The sequence below is a fragment of the Luteolibacter sp. Populi genome (assembly GCF_040801775.1).
Lineage (GTDB): Bacteria > Verrucomicrobiota > Verrucomicrobiia > Verrucomicrobiales > Akkermansiaceae > Haloferula.
Genome location: NZ_CP161812.1, coordinates 4,090,499 through 4,106,514, shown reverse-complemented (window position 1 = coordinate 4,106,514; position 16,016 = coordinate 4,090,499). Strand labels below are relative to the sequence as shown.

The window sequence follows — 16,016 nt, the reverse complement described above, 5'->3', positions numbered from 1 at the left end:
GGACTGTGCGGACCACCTCTGTCCGATCCGTCCGACCACCCTAGGGGTGTGGGACGGATCGGACAGATCCTCCCCCTCCCTTATATCACCGATCAAATTTCAAATATCACTCCACCCCCACCCGATAAAACCCCATCCCCGCCAGCGGCTCCGGATCGCTCCACTCCACCGCTCCCTCCGCATCCGCGCGAATCGTCCCGACCACTTCCCAAGTCCCCAAATCTCCCGACCGCTCGATCACGTAAAGCAATCGCGGCACACCCTCAAATCTCACACGGTTCGTCTCGCCCCTCTCCAAACTCACTCGCCCTCCCTCGATCCCATCCGTCCCGATCACCTCGATACTCAGCTCCCCACTCGCAAATCCCCCGCGCCCATCCTGCACCGTCAGCGTAAAACTGTCCGGCCCGATGTAGTCGATTGCCGGCGTGTAAGTGAGGCCCTCCGCCCCGATCTCCACCTCGCCGCCATTCAGCGTCGTCCCGCCGTTCGCCACCACGCTCACCGGATCGCCATCCGGATCGCTCGCCGCGGCCAGCAACTCCGCAAAGGAAACGACCGCCGCCCGGTCCTCCATCGTCGCGACCGCAAACCCTGCGAAAACCGGCATCGCATTCTCGATCGTCGCAACCGTCAGCACCGGCCGCGCCGCAACCGTCGCATACTCCTTCGACGCAAAGGCCACGTCGCGTGAGGACGCATCAATCTCCAGGATAAATCCATACGCTCCCGGCCCGGCGATGTGCATGCCGAGATCGAAGTCCACCGTGGCGCCATCCGCCACCGCACCGGTGAAGACCGCCAGTTCCTGCCCCTTCGCCGGCGCATTCGCCCCGCTGAGTGTGCCCTCGCTCCAATCGCCGGTGGCCGTGGCATAGAGCCGCAAGGTCACGATCCCGCCGGAATCGTCCGCTCCCTCGGTCAAGCTCAGCACCGCCCCGGTCGGGGTGGCATCGAGCGTGGCCAGGTCGAATTGCAGGTAGCTCGTCCGCACCCGCGTGGTCCTCTCCACCCGCAGCGCCGTGTCGTTGAAATTCTCCCCGTTCTGGAGGTAGGCATCCTGCGTCGGCGCGAAGCTCCGGTGGCCGCCGCTCTGGGGCAGGTTGATCGTCACCGCCACCTCGTCGAAGGCTTGGAGTTCGCTGTCGTTCGCCGTCAACCGCAGCACGTAGCTGCCCGGCACCGCGAAGGTGGCAGTGGTGATGCTGGCCGTGGTGCTGGAAAAGGAAACCGCGCCCGGCCCGGACTGCTTCGTCCAACTGCGGGTCAGTGCGAACTCGTCCGGCAGGCCGTCGTCGCTCACGCTACCGGCCAGATTCACCGCCACCGTGCCGCCGCTGAGGAAGGCCGACTTGTCCACGCCCGCGCTGACCACCGGGGGATTGTTCGTCCCCGTGCCGCCGCTGCCGACCGCCTGCACCAGCACGATCCAATCTTCGGTGGGGCTATCCGGCGGGCTGCCCAGCGGGACCACGCTGCCACCCTCCAGATCCGGGGCCGGCACCGTCGCACCGCCATTCCGCGGGTCATACCACTTCACCGTGAAGGGGCCGCTGGCACCCGTCAGGTCGAGCGTGGAGCTGCCGCCGTTGTAAAGCTGGACCAAGTAGGCGACCCCCGGCTTGGCCAGGCAGCGGTTGGCGTTGTCGCCGCTCCCGCTCACCAGCTCGGGGTGAGTCTTCATCTGCTCGAAGGGAAACAGGTTGGCATCGAAGAATTGCACCGCGTAGCGGCAGTAGTCCCAGAACGCATCCCGGCTGCGGAAGTTCTGCAGCGTCAGGTCCGACTCCGGATAATCGTAGCCGAAGTAGAATTCGCAGCCCGCCCCGCCGGCCATGATCGTGCCCCACATCCCGTTCTTGCGCGCATCCCGGTGGCTGTTCCCCGGATCGTAGTCCGGCCGCACGCTCTTGCGCGAGTCGCCCGGCTCGTCGCAGGCCACCACCCAGGGGCGGCCGGCCTCGGCAGAGCGCCGGATATAGCGGGCGACATTGAAGTAGGTATCGCTGAAGTTCGCCTCGTTCATCTGCAGCGAGAAGCCCGTCAACTTCGACGCATCGCCCAGCATGTCGGAGTGGCTCGCCCCGTTGTGGATCACGATCGGGTGATGGTACGGGTCGTTGTCGTGGAAATACTGAGCCCACGAGACCTTCTGCGCGGTCGAGGCGTTGTTGATCTCCTCCCCCAGGTTCCAGTTCAGCGCCAGGTGATGGCCGAAGCGTGCGATCAGCTCGCGGTAGTAGAGCTTGCGCTGGTTGCCGGTATTGCCGCTGTCCAGCAGCGTCTCGTTCTCCGTTTCCTGCGTCTTGAAGTGGAGATGCATCCCCATCCGGTCGGCGTGCTCGAAGATGATCTCCCACTGGCCGAGCCGGGAGACATCCATCCGCGCCCGCTCGGCGTAGTCCACGTAGGGGAAGACGTTCCTGTCGTCCCCGTTGATGTTCATCGTCAGGAAGGAGAAGGCATTGAGCCCTTCGGAGGCCAGGTAGTTGATCGCGCCGATCATGCCCTTGCCCTTGTCGCCCTGCCAGACCGGATCGCCCTCCTGCCAATCCGCCACGTGCGGCGCGTAGGTCTTCACCAGCTCGTCCTCCTCGCCGTCGCTTTTGAAGTCGCCGTCGAAGTCCGCGTAGGACAGCAGGTTCTCCGGCGAGTCGGTGCCGGCCTTCATGAAGTAGCGCCCCGTCCCGGCGTGGCGCAGGTGGTGCTTGCCCACGTATTCCAGGCGGCCCTTCGCCCGCATGTCGCGGCCGGTCTTGTCGCTCGGCTGAATGATGAAGGCACCCGTCGCCCCGTCGAAATGAGACGCGCCTTCTCCCGCCGCAGGATCACTGCTCACCGCCACGTTTTCGCCGCTGCGGAAGGACGCCTGCCAGCTCCAGTCACCCTCGGCATCCGGCGCGAAGTGCGCCCGCCAGATGCGGCCGGAGTCGGCGGAAGTGTTCGCCGCATCGCCATCCGCGGCGAAGTAGCCCGGGACCAGGAAAGTCCGGCCGCTCGCCACGTGGGTGAAGGTGATGTTGAAGCGGTAGTCGGTAAACGGATTCGGCGTCGCGCCCTCCGAACTCTCCGGACCGGTGAAATCGAAGGTCAGTTTGTGCCAGGTCTTGGGCTCTCCGACGACCGGGATCACCGCTCCCTGCTGGGCAGCCAGCGGCTGCGAAAGAGCAACCATCCCCAGCACGAAAAGCGGGACGAACAGATGGCGGAAAAGATTCCGCGGGGGCGGATGGGGAGATCGGAACATGACAGCGGGATCGGGGGCCTCCCTTGCGGCTTGCGGAAATCATGCCGTCCCGCGATTTTTCCAAGCAAAAAACGCCATAATTCGTATAGCTAAAGAGCTTTCCGTCATTAGGCGGACTCACACGAGTTCGCAGGAAGAAGTCGGAAACGGCATTATGCACGAAGCCGACACCTGTTCAAGGGAGCGCTGTGCAAGATGCAAGGTGGCCCACCTCTCTCCCCTTGACCCGCTTTCACTCCCACACCATCAGTGAAGCCGCATGAAAGCACTCCTCGCTCTTCTCCTTTTCATCCCCTCCCTCGCCAGCGCCGACCTCTTCGAGATCCGCCAGGTGGTCGAAGCCGGGAAGGGCAAGCAGACCGTGAAGCTGGCCAAGTCCGGTGAGGTCATCACGCTCTCCGACGAGTTGATCGTGAACGAGAAGCAGGTCGCACAGGTCTCCCGCGATCCAGGCTCGAAGGGGGTCGCCATCCAATTGAGCGAGGAAGGCGGCAAGCGCTTGGCAGCGGCCACCAAGAACGGCGAGCCCGGCAAGCTGCGCATCGCGATCCTCTTCAACGGCAAGCCCCTGACCGCTCCCTTCGTGCAATCCGGACCGCTGGGCAAGGACTTCGTCATCACCCTGAGCAAGGAGCCCGACGCCAAGGCTCTCGCAGAGGAGATTGTGGAGAAGCTCAAGCCTGCGATCCCCGCGAAGTAGTAAGGTAGTCCGCTCAGTCCTCTGAGCGCACCACCTTGTCCGATCCGTCCGACAGCCTTAGGGGGGTGAGACGGATCGGACAATCTGCTTCTCTTTTCCCGCCCGCCCGGGAACTTTGGTGCATCATGAGAAAGATCCTCCCCGGCTTGCTGTCCGCCACCCTCTTGCTCCTCGCCAGCGGAGCCTTGCGGGGGGAAGAGGCGGGAGAAGGCTACGTGCTCGCGAAGAAGGACGCGCCGATGCCGATCGGCGCGAAGTTCACTGAGGAAACGAGCTTCGACATGAAGAGCGGCAAAGTGGTGCTGAGCACGGAGGGAGAGGAGGACATGGAGGGGACAATGAAGATCACGGGCGTCGAAAGCATCACGACCGAAGCGCTCTCCCCCACCCGCTACCGGCGGATCCAGACCAAGAACGAGGAAACCTCGACCATGGCCATCGCCGGCGAAACCGTCGAAGAACCGGCCGTGCTTGGACCTCTCACCGGCGTCCCCGTCATCCTGGAGGAAAAGGATGGCAAGTACAGCGCTACCCTCGAGGCAGGCGTCCCCACACCGGAACAGGAAAAGGAGCTGGCGGAGATCGCTGGAGAATTCGCCCAAAGGGAAGATCTGGTTACTTATGGCGAGGTGGCGCGGAAGCCGGGCGACAAATGGAAGGTGGATCCAAAGCTGCTGGCGGAGTTCGCCGGAGCCAAGGACCTCGACGGCTCCCTGACCGTGGAATTCGTGGAAATCAAGGAGGTCGGAGGCATCCGCTGTGCGGTGCTGAAGTCGGTTTTGGATTTCACCGGCACAATGGCCGACGACGATTTGGAAAATGCAACGATGCGCGTTCAAGGTGAATACACCGCGCTTCGGTCGCTCGTCGACCTCATGGATCTTGAGACGAAGCTCGAAGCGAACTTCACGATAAAAGGCGAATCCGATGGCACCTCAATCCTGACCGACGGTCCCATGAGCGCCCGGGTCCGCAATACCCTCACCAAACCCTGAGCGCAGGCCATCAAACGCCGAGGCGCGGACAATCTGCTTCCCCTCCCGCGGCCGACCGCTTCAGGCTCGGAGCATGAGCAAGCTAGTCCTAGGAATGATGGTCGGCGCGGGATTCCTGTGCTGCCCCCACGAGTCGAAGGCCCAAGGCGGAGCCCCTGCCGCAGACGGGGGCCATGTCCTGGCGAAGCCCGCCACCGCCGCCGGTTCCCTGCCGCCCGGCGTCAAGCGGACCATCGAGACGGTCGCTGAAGTGAAGAATGCCATCGTCACCGTCGATACCGCCGGCAAGTCGGCCGAGGGCAAGATGAGCAGCAAGGACAGCGACGTGATGACGATGGAAGGCATCTCCGAGACCAAGTTCCGCACGGTGCAGGAGAAGGTGGTGCAGGAAGGCAGCATCATCTTCGGCGACAAGACCCAGCCGAAGCCCTTGGAGCAGCCCCTGCTGAAAGGCATACCGGTGATCGTGGAGAAGAAGGACGGCCGCTACGCTGCCACCTTCGAGAAGGGCGGCCCCACCGCCGAGCAGACCACGATGCTCGGAACCCTGGCCACCAGCTTCGCCGCCAAGGATGACTTCGCCCTCTACGGCGATGCCCCGCGCAAGCCCGGTGACAAGTGGGACGTGGATGCGAAGCTCGCCGGCAGCTTCGTCGGGCCCGGGGACTGGACGGGCACTTGCAAGATGGAATTCGTGGAGGTGAAGGATGTGGGCGGAGTCCCTTGCGCCGTGCTGAAGGCGGTCTTCGACGTGAAAGGCAACCTGCCCCCGCGGGCCGGAATGCCGCCGACGAATCTCACCTACCAAGGCGAGGCGATCACCCAGCGCTCGCTCGCCGACCTTCTCGATATCGAAGTGAAAGTCCAGGCCCGGACCACCATGGTTCGCGAGCAGGCACTGACGATGCGGATGCGCGTGAGCGGCAACTACACGATGCTCCGCAAGGCATCCCAAGCGAAGCCCTGAGGAGGCTTCGGGCCATCCCCCGCCTGACCTTTCGGAGAAAGGTCCCTGCCTCCGCCAGCCCTGAGCGGCGGCGGATTCTGCTTTTCCTGCCCTGCGGGGAAGACGCAGGCTCCGCGGATGATGAGAAAGTTCACCCTAGGATGGATCGCCGTGGCCGCCCTGCTGCTGGCCGGACAGGAGATGCACGCGGCGGAGGAAGGCCACGTGCTTGCCAAGAAGAGCAAGGGCAATTCCCAGCCCGCGGGCACCAAGGTCACCAAGAACTCGCTACTCGAGATCACGGATGCCAAGCTGACCGTGGAAGTGAAGGGCCAGCCGCCGATGGCAGGAACGATGAGCCGCAAGGACACCGAGGTGAACACCCTCGAGATCCTCTCCGCGACCAAGGCGCGGCGCCTGCTGCAGGACAAGGAGACCTCGAGCGCCATGATCATCAATGGCCAGGAACGGCCGATGGGGGATAAGCCCGAGTCTCTCAAAGGCGTGCCGGTGATCCTGGAAGAGAAGGAAGACGGCACCTACACCGCCACCTTGGAAGCCGGCGAGGCGACGGCCGCACAGACGGAGGATCTCACCAAGCTGGCAAAGGGCCTGGGCAACGACTCCGACCTCGCCATCTACGGCGAAACCCCGCGCAAGCCGGGCGACAAATGGACGGTGGACCCGAAGAAGATCAAGGCCTTCGGCGAGGCCGAGGATCTGGCCGGGACCTACACGGTGGAATTCGTGGAAGTGAAGGATTTCCAGGGCACCCCCTGTGCGGTGCTGAAATCGGAGTTCGAGGTGACCGGCGCGGCGCTGGGCGGGGCGGGCATGAAGATGGGCTTCAAGGGCACTGCCGTGACCCACCGTTCCCTGGCGGACCGCGTGGATCTGGAGACCAAAATGGAGTCCACCATGACCATGGAGGGCCAGCCGAACCCGCAGGTCACGATGCACGTCACCGGCCCCTTCAAGATGACGCAGACGGGGACGGTGAAGAAGCCCTGAGCGGCGGCGGAATCTGCTTTTGCTTCCGCGCGGGACCGGATCAGGGTTGGCTCATGATGAGACGATTCACCCTGGGAATGGTAGCCGGTGCGGGCCTGCTGCTGGCAGCACAGGCGGAGGAGTATGTGCTGGCGGAGAAGGGCAAGTATTCCCAGCCCGCGGGGACCAAGCTGGGCAAGCAGGCGGTGCTCGAGATCACCGGGGCGAAGCTGACCCTGACGACGCCGGAGAAGACCATTGAGGGCACATCGACCCGCAAGGAGAGCCGCTTGGACAGCATCGAGATCCTGTCCCCGACCCAGAGCCGGGAGGTGCTTGAGAAGAAGACGCTGGAGGGCAAGATCACGCTGAGCGGCCAAGACCGCCCGATGCCGGATGAGCCGGTGCCCTTGCAGGCGGTCCCGGTACTTGTGGAGCGGGCGGCGGACGGCAGCTTCACCGCCAAGCTGGAGGAAGGCGAGCCGACCCCGGCCCAAGCCGCCCATCTGGCAAAGCTGGTGAAGGCGCTCGAGGGCGAGAGCGAGGTGGCGCTGTATGGCGACACGCCGCGCAAGCCGGGCGACAAGTGGACCGTGGACCCGAAGAATCTCCGCTCCTTCGCCGATGCCGAAAAACTGACGGGTGCCTACACGGTCGAATTCGTGGAAGTGAAGGATTTCCAAGGCACTCCCTGTGCCGTCCTGAAATCGACCTACGACGTGAAGGGCACGGCGATCGGCGGGCCTGAAGCCAGCCTGAGCTTCAAAGGCAGCGCGATCACCCACCGCTCCCTGGCGGACCGCGCCGATCTGGACGTGAAGATCGAGGCGGCGATGGTCATGGAAGCCCAGCCGGGTCCGGGCGTGACGATGCGCGTCGAAGGGCCTTACAAGCTGAGCGAGACGGTGACGGTGAAGAGGCCGTGAGCGGGGCGATAACTTGAAGTGTCGTAAGGTGCCGCTCGCTGAATGGGCCTATCCCTTTCGCTCATTTACCGCCGCGTGGCTCCGGAGCGCGGAGGTAAGGGGTCATGACCTTGCCCCACGGCGTGTTCTCTCCGGTGTCGCCGAGGGTTTTGCCGGTGTTGGTCGAGACCTTCCGGTTGTCCTCGCGGATCTGCATCGGCGTGGCGCGGTTGTCGAGGCGCAGGACGATCGCTTTCCCGGCAAAGGCCTCGGGATCGAAGGTCCAGTCCGGCTGGAAGCGGTAGGAAGGAGTTACCACCACGGGGCGACTCGGTTCATCGCTGACGCTCTGGCCCCGGGTCGGGCTGGCCATGATGTAGCTGAATCCCACCTCACCGGCTTCCAGTGCCTTGGCGGGGATGCTGAAGACGTCGTCGGGCTTCTTCGGGGATTGCGCGGTCTTGCACCAGAAAGGCTTCTCGGACTTTCCGCTACCGCCCGCGAGCATCTGGCGGAAGTAATCGTTCGAGTATTGGCCAGTGAGCTTGAATTCGGTCTTGGTCTTGCGCCTCACCTCCTCCGCCGTTTCATCGTCAGGGAACTTCCCGTAGTCGGCTTCGAAATCGGACAGCATCATTCCGACCTGCTTGATGTTGTTGAGCGCCTCCGTGCGGTCGGGAGCCTTCCGCGACGTAAAGACCACGGGAGCAGAGACCAACGCGAGTCCCGTGATGATCACGATCACCACCAAGATCTCCATCATGGTGATGCCAGCCGCGTCATGATTCTGGGGTTTCATGGATCTACCCAAGCTACCCTGCGAAGGATCACAAATCCCGTGAATTCAACGTGAAAAGGCCGCGGCCAGTGCCGCCAGCGAGTCCCCGCTCGGCCGGTCCGCCTCCAGGATCGCTTGCCGCTGAAGTGCGCTCAGTTCCTTGGCTCCCTTGGTCGCCAGCTCCAGCATGGCGGTCATTTCCGCGCCGGAGAAAACCGCTTCTTCGCCGCTGCCCTGAACTTCCACGAAGTCCCCGCTCTCGGTCATGACCACATTGAAGTCCACCGAGGCGTCCTTGTCCTCCACATAGTCGAGATCCAGTACCGGCACGCCGCCGACCACGCCCGCGGAGACCGCGGAGACCAGCTTGGTCAGCGGGAAGCCCTTCAGCTTGCCCGCCGCCATCAGCTTGTTCAGGGCGATCGCCAGCGCCACGCAGCCACCGGTGATCGAGGCCGTCCGCGTGCCGCCGTCGGCCTGCAGCACGTCGCAATCGATCCAGATCGTCCGCTGGCCCAACTTTTTGAGGTCGGTCACCGCCCGCAACGCGCGCCCGATCAGGCGCTGGATCTCGGAGGAGCGCCCGTCGATCTTACCGCGGGTGATGTCGCGCTGCTTCCTCTCCAGGGTCGAGTAGGGCAGCATGCTGTACTCCGCGGTCAGCCAGCCGCCTTCCACCCGCTGCATCTTCATCCAGCGCGGCACGTCCTCCTCGATCGTCGCCGCGCAGATCACCCGCGTCTCGCCGAAGGAGACCAGCACCGAGCCCGCCGCATACGGCGCGACGTGCGGAATGAAGGAAATCGGGCGGATCTGGTCAGCTTGGCGGCCATCGTGGCGGGCGGAGGGCATAAGGAGACCAGTCAAGGAAAGCCCCGCCCCGATGGCAAGCGCGCGCGGCTTTTCAGGCTTGGATTATCAAGCCTTCCGGGTTCCGCTGGCGGCGGGGATGAAATGAAGGAATCGCTGGCCGAACTCGAGCGCTGGGGCGCGGACGTCATCTTCGGGCGGGCGAAAGGCTTCCGTGCCAGCATGATGCGTCTGGCCATGAGCGCCCTCTCCGGCGTTTACCGCGTCATCGTCCAGACCCGCCTGCGGATCTACCGCAAGCGCTGGCGGCAGCAGCACCACCTCGGCACCCTCGTCGTCAGCGTCGGGAATCTCACCGTCGGCGGCACCGGGAAGACCCCGGTCGTCGAGCTTCTCGCCCGCACCCTCCGCGACCGCGGCCGCCGCGTGGCCATCCTCAGCCGCGGCTACAAGAGCCGCCGCCTCAAGGAGCCGCAGAACTGGAAAAGCCAGGACGGCACGAAGTTTCCTGCCGAGAAAATGCCCAAGCTGGTCTCCACCGGCCGGGCACTCCTGCTCGATTCCAAATTCGCCGGGGACGAGCCCTTCATGCTCGCCAAGAACCTCGATGGCGTCGCCGTCGTCGTCGACAAGGACCGCGTGAAGGGTGGCCGCTTCGCCGTCGGCCAGCTTGGCGCGGACACCCTCGTCCTCGATGACGGTCTGCAGTACCTGCACCTCTCCCACGGACTCGACATCGTCCTGGTGGACCGCAGCGCGCCCTTCGGCACCGGTGCGCTCTTGCCCCGCGGCACCCTCCGCGAGCCCCCGCGGAATCTCTGCCGCGCCAGCTACATCCTGATCACCAAGTGCGACGGCACGCCGAATGACGCCCTGATCCACAAGCTGCGCCGCTACAACCGCGTCGCCCCGATCATCGAGTGCACCCACGGCCCCCGCTACCTGGAGGAAGTTTTCACCGGCGAGCGCCAGCCCCTCGAATTCCTCCGGGACAAGTGGACCGCCGCCATCAGTGGCATCGCCGTCCCGGAAGGCTTCGAGAGCAGCGTCGAGAAACTCGGTGCCCGCCTCGAGATCCGCCGCCGCTTCTCCGATCACCACCGCTTTTCGCGCCGCGAGATCGACCGCTTCATGGAGCGTTGCATCGAGCGGGACATGGAGCTGGTGGTCACCACCGAGAAGGACGCCGTGCGCTTCCCCAGGCCGAAAGGGATCACGGTCCCGATCTATTTCCTCCGGATCGAGGTCGAGATCCTCAAGGGCCACGACGCTTGGGAAGATCTCATCACCCGCCTCTGCCATCCCTCCGCCCCCGGCGACCCGGTGCTGAGGTATCGGGATGCCTATGCGTAGCCCCTGCTGGCGACCCGATTGGAAAATGCCGAGGTTTTTGTAACGCTGTCCGCCCGGGCTGCCGCGTATCCTCCCCCGCGCCCGAATCTCCTTGCTGGAAGCGGCCTGCGACACCATAACTTCGCCGATCTTATGAACTCTTCTTACAATCCCTACGCGGCCTCGTCGGTCGCAGAGGCTCCCGTGGAGACCCGCACCGATTTCGTGCGGAAGACTTACATCCACCTTGCCGGTGCGATCGGGCTCTTCGTCATTCTTGAAACGCTGCTCATCCAGATGGGCGCGGGGGCAGTCGCCATGCAACTCCTCAGCACCGGCCGCTTCTCCTGGTTGATCGTCCTCGGTGCCTTCATGGGCGTGTCCTGGCTGGCCAACAAGTGGGCCTACAACGGTGCCTCGAAATCGAAGCGGTACTCCGGCCTGATCCTGTACACGATCGCGGAAGCGGTGATCTTCCTGCCCCTGATCATGTATGCCACGCTGAAGGATCCCTCCGCCATCGGCAAGGCGGGGGCCGTCACCGGCTTCATGGTGCTGGGCCTGACCGCGATCGCCTTCACGACCAAGAAGGACTTCACTTTCCTCGGCGGTTTCCTGAAGATTTTCGGCCTCATTGCCCTCGGCCTGATCGTCGCCGGCGTCTTCATGCCCGGTCTCATGAGCGGCATGGGCATCTGGTTTTCGATCGCCATGGTGGTCTTCGCCTCCGGGTCGATCCTCTACAATACCAGCGCGATCATGTATCACTATGCGCCGGGCCAGCACGTCGCCGCGGCGCTCTCGCTGTTCGCCAGCGTTGCCCTGCTCTTCTGGTATATCCTCCGGATCTTCCTCGCCTCGCGCGATTGAGCGGGCTGACCGGAATAGAATCTTGAAAAACGGCCGGGGACATTCCCCGGCCGTTTTTGATTTCCGGGATCCGCGGCCTTGCCGCATAAGGGTCCGGTGAATCTCGGCCGCGATCTCAAGAGCCCCGCCACCCTCCGCTCGAAGGGCTGGCTATTCCTCCTGCTCGGCCTGGTGGCCGCCGCGCTGCTGCTCTCGGACGGCTTCACCTGGCAGCGCCTTGTCCTCTTGGGGATCACCGTCTGGGCGTTCTGCCGCTTCTACTACTTTCTCTTCCACGTCCTGCAGGGCTACGCCGGTCGCCAGCGCCCCTACGCGGGTCTGCTCGATGCCATGAAGTGGGCCCTCTCCGGCAAGGAGCGCGAGCCATAGCCCGGAAGCGCGGAGCCTCCCGCGGGGCTTCGCCGCCGTGGACTGCGCCCAGCCTGCTACCGCTGTCCCGATGCAGCCTGCTGCGAGGGGCGCTGCAAAGGCGAAGCACCGGGTGTGGCGAGCCGCGGACGGAGCGGGGTAGGGGAACTCTCCCGTGCTTCACGGCAGCTGGCTGCCGCAGTCCACGGTCGCTCCGCGACTCTCACGGAGTGCATCCTGCCTCCGGTTGCGCACTTTTGCATGAGCTGGCATCCTCCAAGCCCGCCTTCACCCCCATGCCCGTGTCTCGACGTAAAAGTCTAAGCCTTAGTCCATAACTACACCTAAAAATCTTCCAGAAAGCCCCATGGCACATCGTCTGCGATTGGATATCGAATCACCTCCGGCGGTTTGCGGCTCCTATGCTGCCGCGATCCCGGGGCTAAACATCTGAATCCATGAAAACGAAACTGACTCGAATCGCCCTCCTTCTCGCCGCCATCCCGCTCACGCCGCTGGCCATGGCGCAGACCAAGGAAGAAACCAAGAAGGCTGTCGTCAAAGAAGAGACGGTAGTGGTCAAGGAGGTAACGGTAATTCCCGCACCCGGCACCCTCGCGGCCGTCATCAATGACAGCGTTACCTTCTCTATCCTCGCGAAAGCCTTGAAGGCAGCCGACCTTGAAGCCACCTTGGGTGACCTCAAAGGCTCCTACACGATCTTCGCCCCCACCGACGAAGCCTTCATGAAGCTCAAGGAAGGCACCTTGGACAAGCTGCTGCTTCCCGAGAACAAGGAGAAGCTCCGCTCGCTCCTCATGTATCACGTCATCCCCGGCCAATTCATTTCCTCGGACTTGAAGAACGGCGAGATCACGACCGCAAATGGGGAAAAGGTCGAAATCGACATCAAGGGGAGCACGGTTGAAGTCGAGGATTCCAAGGTCTCGAAAGCCGACCTAATCGTGAAGAACGGCGTCATGCACTCGGTCGGCAAGGTCATCGTTCCCAAGTCGCTCGACGGCTTCGCCGGTCTCGACGAAGATTGAGCATCCCGTCTTTCATCTGCGAACTGAATGGCCTGCCGCCGGATCTTCCGGCGGCGGGCCTTTTTTCTTCAGCCAAATCGACCCTCGCCGCAGCGTATCCCCAAGTTCATGCGCCTGCTCCTCACCGCCGCCCTCCTCTCTTCCTCCGCTCTCGCCCAGCTGCCCCCGCCCTTCCCTGCCGATCCCGACCAAGCCCTCGAGCGCACCTGCTTCCAGACCGACAAATCCTGGAACCCGCAATCCAACCTCCGCTCGGATGTCGCCATCGTCTACGGCATCGACCCCGGACTGCCCGGGCGCATGCAGACCTGGCGCGACCGCGGCTACCGGCTGCATGTCATGACCGGCGTCTCCTGGGGCCAATACCAGGACTACCTCTACGGCCGCTTCGATGGCGTGAACCATGTCGACAACGCCCAGACCGACCGGAACGGCAAGGTCATCAGCCACGGTGGCGACATCTACTACATGTGCCCCGCGGAGAACTTCGGGAAATTCCTCTGCGTCGGCGTCCAGCGCGCCCTCGATGCCGGAGCCGAGGCGATCCACCTGGAGGAGCCGGAATTCTGGGCCCGCGCCGGCTACTCGGAAGGCTTCAAGCGCGAGTGGAAGGACTACTACAAGGAAGACTGGCAGCCACCCCACACCAGCGTGGATGCCCAATGGAAGTCCTCCAAGTTGAAGTACTACCTCTATCGTAGGGCGCTCCAGCAGGTCTTCGGCCACGTCCGCGAGTTCAACCAGCGCAGCGGCAAAAGCGTCCGCTGCTACGTCCCGACCCACAGCCTGCTGAACTACTCCCACTGGAAGATCGTCAGCCCCCAATCGAGCCTCGCGAAGCTCGAGGGCTGCAACGGCTACATCGCCCAGGTCTGGACCGGCACCGCCCGCACCCCGAACTTCTACCGCGGCGAAAAGAAGGAGCGCACCTTCGAAACCGCCTTCCTCGAATACAACGCCATGCAGAACCTCGTGCGAGCCACCGGCCGCAGCGTCTGGTATCTGAATGATCCGGTGGAGGACAATCCGCGTCACGATTGGACCGACTACCGCACGAATTGGGAGTCCACCCTCGTCGCCTCCCTGCTCCAGCCGGACGTCTGGCAGTACGAAGTCGCTCCTTGGCCGCACCGCATCTTCGGCGGCAAGTATCCCGCGAGCGTTCCCGCCGAACAGCGCAGCGGCATCCCGCCTGAATACGCCACCGAGCTTCAGGTCGTCATGAACGCGCTCAACGACCTGAAGCAGCCCGATCACGCCTGGGACTGCGGCACCCGCGGCATCGGCGTGCTGGTCGCGGACACGCTGATGTTCCAGCGCGAGCAGCCTTCGCCCAGCGACCCTGACATGGGCCACATCTACGGTCAGGCCCTGCCCCTCCTGAAGCGCGGCATGCCGGTCACGCCCGTGCAGTTGGAAAACGTCATGCTCCCCGGCTTCCTCAGCGACCAGAAGGTCCTGCTCCTTACCTACGAGGGCCAGAAGCCGCAGGGCCCGGAAGTCCACCCGCCGCTCGCGGAGTGGGTCAAGCAGGGCGGCGTCCTGATCGTGGCGGACGATGACCGCGATCCCTTCAATGCCGTGAAGGAATGGTGGAATGAAGGCGGCCAGACCACCGCCATCCCGCGCCACGATCTCTTCCGCTCGCTCGGCGTGAAGGACGAGGATTTCCCGCAGGAAGGCCATCCGCAGGTGGCGGTTGGCAAGGGCGCGGTCGTTTGGATGCGCACCAGCCCGGTCCAATTCGGCCGCGATCGGGAAGCCGAGAAGCAACTCCTCCAGGTCGTGAAGGCCGCCGTGGAGAAAACCGGCGGCAAGTGGGAAGAGCGCAATCACCTCGTGCTACGCCGCGGACCGTACTTTGCCGCCGCGGGCCTGGACGAATCGGTCGATGCCCCGGCAAAGGTCCTCAAGGGCCGCTTCGTCAATCTCTTCGACCCCTCGCTGAAAGTGCAGCGGGAGGTCGAACTGAAAGCCGGCTCGCGCTGCTTCCTCCTCGATCTGAATGCCGTGAAGGGCGAGCAGCTGCTCGCCTCCGCCTGCAAGGCCCTCCCCCGCGAGCGGGAAAAGGGCATGGAGTGGACCGTGGAAGGCGTCGCGGACACTCCCGCCGTCGTGCTCGTCGCCTGCGCCCGCCGCCCCGCCTCGGTCAAGCTGGAGGGCGTGGACGTGGAATCCTACGACTATTTGGGCGGGGAGGGCCTCCTCTATGTGCGCTTTGAAAATACCTCCGCGCCGCGCTCGCTGGTCGTCGATTTCGAGTAAAGAAAGGCCGTTTTTACCCGGAATTCCGGCCGGCGCGGTGGAAAGTCCGGCCCAGTGTGGAATCCCGGCTGCGGACTTCCGCCTTGTCCCGGGCAGCGCCCTCCCCTAATCCCCGTGCGCACATGGACGACACGATGCACCTTTACGAACGGCTGCCCCTCTACGGCACCGGCTTGGTCCTCGGAGTGTGGTTGGTCGTCCTGCACCTGCTGATGCTGGTGAAACCGCTCCCGGTGCAGCATTTCCTGAAGCGCCTGCCGCGGGACAAGCAGATCGGGCAGGTCTTCCTCTTCATCGGGATGATCTGGTTCTGGCTGCTCGTCGCCTCCCCGGGGAAAGGCATCCTTCACGCCCTCGCCATGGATTTGGGCGAATTCAATCCGCTCAAGAAATACCTCCGCTACATCGTCCTGCTCGCCATTCCGGCGATCGGCATCGCCGTGAAGGAATTCCTCGCCGTGCGCGCCCTCGGCCTGCTGGGCCTCATGGCCGCCGCGCCCCTGCTCGATGCCGCCTTCCTGAAGGATCCCCAGAGCCGCCTGCTCGTCCCGATCTTCGCCTTCGCGATGATCATCGCCTCCCTCTACTGGGTCGGCATGCCCTACCTCTTCCGCGATGCCGTGGACTGGGCCAGCGCCTCGCGCAAGCGCTGGCAGGCCCTCAGCGCCGCCGGCCTCGCCTACGGCCTCGCCGTCATCGCCTGCGCCCTGATGTTCTGGAAGGGCCAGTGAGGTGCCGGCGGTGGCACGCAATGCCGCCTGTTACGGCATCGGTTCGGCTC

The 16,016-nt window shown here is 64.1% G+C and carries 14 protein-coding genes; 11 read left to right on the top strand and 3 right to left on the bottom strand.

Annotated features, from left to right (window positions below):
- Positions 1-106: 106 nt before the first annotated feature.
- Entirely contained in the window at positions 107-3,247 is a 3,141-nt protein-coding gene (locus ABWK72_RS16805; RefSeq protein ID WP_367870725.1) for a DUF5060 domain-containing protein, read from the bottom strand.
- Between the two features lie 259 nt (positions 3,248-3,506).
- Between ABWK72_RS16805 and ABWK72_RS16800 the strand changes: the two genes are divergently transcribed.
- From ABWK72_RS16800 to ABWK72_RS16780, 5 genes are all read left to right on the top strand, one after another.
- Positions 3,507-3,947: a hypothetical protein gene (locus ABWK72_RS16800; protein WP_367870724.1), complete on the top strand. Its 441-nt coding sequence runs from the start codon at positions 3,507-3,509 to the stop codon at positions 3,945-3,947.
- 125 nt (positions 3,948-4,072) lie between these two features.
- A complete protein-coding gene (locus ABWK72_RS16795) occupies positions 4,073-4,942 on the top strand; it encodes a hypothetical protein (protein ID WP_367870723.1) in 870 nt (289 codons plus the stop codon).
- Positions 4,943-5,015: 73 nt separating this feature from the next.
- Complete coding sequence (locus ABWK72_RS16790; RefSeq protein ID WP_367870722.1) at positions 5,016-5,909, top strand: hypothetical protein; 894 nt, start codon at positions 5,016-5,018, stop codon at positions 5,907-5,909.
- 117 nt (positions 5,910-6,026) lie between these two features.
- Entirely contained in the window at positions 6,027-6,899 is an 873-nt protein-coding gene (locus tag ABWK72_RS16785) for a hypothetical protein (protein WP_367870721.1), read from the top strand.
- Positions 6,900-6,952: 53 nt separating this feature from the next.
- Positions 6,953-7,804, top strand: coding sequence for a hypothetical protein (locus ABWK72_RS16780; protein ID WP_367870720.1), 852 nt, complete (start codon positions 6,953-6,955; stop codon positions 7,802-7,804).
- A 61-nt stretch (positions 7,805-7,865) separates the two neighbouring features.
- Here ABWK72_RS16780 and ABWK72_RS16775 read toward each other — a convergent pair whose 3' ends face one another.
- Positions 7,866-8,582, bottom strand: coding sequence for a type II secretion system protein (locus ABWK72_RS16775; protein WP_367870719.1), 717 nt, complete (start codon positions 8,580-8,582; stop codon positions 7,866-7,868).
- Between the two features lie 45 nt (positions 8,583-8,627).
- Positions 8,628-9,413 carry a ribonuclease PH gene (rph, locus tag ABWK72_RS16770; RefSeq protein WP_367870718.1) on the bottom strand — a complete coding sequence of 262 codons (786 nt, stop codon included), beginning with the start codon at positions 9,411-9,413 and terminating at the stop codon, positions 8,628-8,630.
- Positions 9,414-9,515: 102 nt separating this feature from the next.
- On the opposite strand from rph, the gene lpxK reads away from it, so the two are divergent.
- The 6 genes from lpxK to ABWK72_RS16740 all read left to right on the top strand — a co-directional run bounded on the left by lpxK (position 9,516) and on the right by ABWK72_RS16740 (position 15,966).
- On the top strand, positions 9,516-10,724 hold the full coding sequence (gene lpxK / locus ABWK72_RS16765; protein ID WP_367870717.1) for a tetraacyldisaccharide 4'-kinase: 1,209 nt from the start codon (positions 9,516-9,518) through the stop codon (positions 10,722-10,724).
- Between the two features lie 132 nt (positions 10,725-10,856).
- On the top strand, positions 10,857-11,573 hold the full coding sequence (locus tag ABWK72_RS16760) for a Bax inhibitor-1 family protein (RefSeq protein ID WP_367870716.1): 717 nt from the start codon (positions 10,857-10,859) through the stop codon (positions 11,571-11,573).
- 78 nt (positions 11,574-11,651) lie between these two features.
- A complete protein-coding gene (locus tag ABWK72_RS16755) occupies positions 11,652-11,942 on the top strand; it encodes a hypothetical protein (RefSeq protein WP_367870715.1) in 291 nt (96 codons plus the stop codon).
- Positions 11,943-12,379: 437 nt separating this feature from the next.
- Positions 12,380-12,970: a fasciclin domain-containing protein gene (locus tag ABWK72_RS16750; RefSeq protein WP_367870714.1), complete on the top strand. Its 591-nt coding sequence runs from the start codon at positions 12,380-12,382 to the stop codon at positions 12,968-12,970.
- Between the two features lie 108 nt (positions 12,971-13,078).
- Positions 13,079-15,235, top strand: a complete 2,157-nt coding sequence (locus ABWK72_RS16745; protein WP_367870713.1) for a hypothetical protein — start codon at positions 13,079-13,081, stop codon at positions 15,233-15,235.
- A 122-nt stretch (positions 15,236-15,357) separates the two neighbouring features.
- Complete coding sequence (locus ABWK72_RS16740) at positions 15,358-15,966, top strand: hypothetical protein (protein WP_367870712.1); 609 nt, start codon at positions 15,358-15,360, stop codon at positions 15,964-15,966.
- Positions 15,967-16,016: the final 50 nt, after the last annotated feature.